The sequence below is a fragment of the Labrenzia sp. OB1 genome (assembly GCF_001624695.1).
Taxonomy (GTDB): domain Bacteria; phylum Pseudomonadota; class Alphaproteobacteria; order Rhizobiales; family Stappiaceae; genus Roseibium.
Genome location: NZ_JSEP01000085.1, coordinates 1 through 1,127, shown reverse-complemented (window position 1 = coordinate 1,127; position 1,127 = coordinate 1). Strand labels below are relative to the sequence as shown.

Annotated in this window: 1 protein-coding gene; it reads right to left on the bottom strand. The window is 52.8% G+C overall.

What is annotated here, in order from left to right; genetic code table 11:
* On the bottom strand, nucleotides 1-1,127 hold a 1,127-nt coding region (locus tag OA90_RS27805; RefSeq protein ID WP_156510736.1), incomplete at both ends, for an FG-GAP repeat protein.

The window sequence follows — 1,127 nt, the reverse complement described above, 5'->3', positions numbered from 1 at the left end:
GCGACGCTGTGCCCGAAAAGATCAGAGTAAAGAGTGCCGGCCGGCAATAGTTTGGTTTCGAAATGTCCGCCATTGCCGTCAGGCTGGTATACATGAACCTGGTTGCGGTCAAAGGATCCAACGACCGCTACCTCCGAGTTGTTGAGCGCAACGGAGTATCCATACTGGACCCCGGCAATTGGAATGGAAGCATTCAGAATCTGCTCGGAGTAACCACCGGAACCATCCGGTCTGTAGAGATAGATATAACCGGAATTTGCCCCGGGATCATCGTTCAGGGGCGCGCCGACAAGGACGACTCCATGATCGTTAATCGCTGTGCTGGCACCGAAATAATCAGCGAACGCCCCATCGCTTGCGGTGAATTTTGTAGGTTCTACTTGCCCCTCAACTGTAACTGTTATCGTTTCGGTAGATGATCCGCCATCTTCATCGGAAACAGTATATGTAAACGTATCGGTTGCAGTTTCTCCAGCGTTCAAATACTCAAATTGGCCGTTTGCATGATAAGTAAATGTACCGTCTCCATTGTCTGTTACAGAGCCAACTGTGCTGGACGTATCAATCGAAATAACAAACGGTCCATCACTGTCTACGTCAGTGAAGTTTGCAGACACGGTGATTGACGGTCCATCTTCTTGCGCAATTGCAGTCAATGGAGTGAGATCTGGCGCATCATTCTGACCCGTGATCGTCACGGTTACTGTTTCGGTTGTTGTGCCGCCATTGCCGTCATCAACCGTATAGGTGAACGTGTCTGTCGCGGTTTCGCCAGTCGCCAGGCTCTCAAACTGACCGTTCGGGTCATAGCTGAACGTGCCATCGTTGTTGTTGATGACCGTTCCAAGCGTACCGGTGGTATCCACACTGAACGTATGCATGTCGCTCGCATCCAGATCCGTGTAGCTCGCCATGACCGTGAGGCCCGGACCATCTTCCGACACGGTTCCGCTCAAGGCTGTCGCCACAGGCGCGTCATTGGTGCCTGTGATGGTCACCGTCACCGTGTTGGTGGAACTGGCCCCCAGATTGTCCGTCACCGTGTAGCTGAACGTTTCTGTCGCCGTCTCTCCGGCGGCCAGATATTCATAGGTATCCTGGGCAATGTAGGTGTAGGTGCCATCGCC